Source organism: Brachybacterium nesterenkovii, assembly GCF_900163655.1.
Classification (GTDB): Bacteria; Actinomycetota; Actinomycetes; order Actinomycetales; family Dermabacteraceae; genus Brachybacterium; species Brachybacterium nesterenkovii.
Genome location: NZ_FWFG01000076.1, coordinates 1 through 1,085, shown reverse-complemented (window position 1 = coordinate 1,085; position 1,085 = coordinate 1). Strand labels below are relative to the sequence as shown.

Below are 1,085 nucleotides of genomic sequence, written 5' to 3'. Positions count from 1 at the left end.
CGGGCTCTTCACCGTTGCGGTGGGGAGTGAGGGGTTCGGCGGGTTGAGCGGCGGGTAGGGGTCGGGGTCCCTGAGGATCAGGAGCGACCAAGCTGCCCGATTCGTTCTCGAGGACCTCGACGTGTCTCACGCTACGGGGTGCGCCGACGCGCGCACGACCACCGTTCCCTGCGCTCGCTGCGATCTTCTGTTCGGGCTCGATGGCGTTCGAGTCGAGCGGGTTGATCGCGACCCGATCACCATGCGGGTGACGGTCTCGACGCCCTGGCAGCTGGCGGGCTGCCCGGACTGCGGGGTCGTCGCGCTCAGCCGCGGCCGGCGGGTGCGGGTGCTGCGCGACGTGCCGCACGGCGACGTTCGGGTCCAGATCGTCTGGCGGCAACGACGTTGGCGCTGCGGCGAGGTCGAGTGCCCGCGGGGGACGTTCGCCGAGCAGGTCCCGACCCTGGTCGCCGCTCGCGGCGTCCTGACCCGCCGCGCGGTGTGGTGGGCGGTCGGGCAGCTGCGCCGCGAGCACGCCACGATCGCTGGGCTCGCCCGCCGGTTGGGGGTCGGCTGGGCGACGCTGTGGCGCGCGGTCAAGCCCGAGCTCGAATGTCTGGCCGGTGACCCGACCAGGTTCGCCGGTGTGACGTCCCTGGGGGTCGATGAGCACATCTGGCACCACGGTGACGTGCGTGAGCGCGGCCCGAAGGAGTTGACCGGGATGGTCGACCTGACCCGTGACCAGGCCGGACGCGTGCACGCCCGGCTCCTGGACTTGGTGCCCGGCCGCTCGAAGAAGGCCTACACCGACTGGCTGCTCGACCGCGGCGTCGACTTCCGCGCGCGGATCGAGGTCGCTGCCCTGGACCCGTTCGGTGGCTACAAGTCCGCGATCGACGCCGAGCTCGCCGACGCCACCGCCGTCCTGGACGCGTTCCACGTCGTCAAGCTCGGCACGCAGGTCGTCGACGAGGTACGCCGCCGAGTCCAGCAGGACACCACCGGGCACCGCGGCCGCAAGGGCGACCCCCTGTTCGGAATCCAGACCATCCTGCGCGCCGGCGCCGAGAACCTCACCGACCGCCAGCTCGCCCGCCTCG

The 1,085-nt window shown here is 72.2% G+C and carries 1 protein-coding gene; it reads left to right on the top strand.

Annotated features, from left to right (window positions below; genetic code table 11):
- Positions 1-121: 121 nt before the first annotated feature.
- Positions 122-1,085, top strand: a 964-nt coding sequence (locus FM110_RS08915; protein WP_087104419.1) for a transposase, incomplete at its 3' end; no start/stop codon positions are given.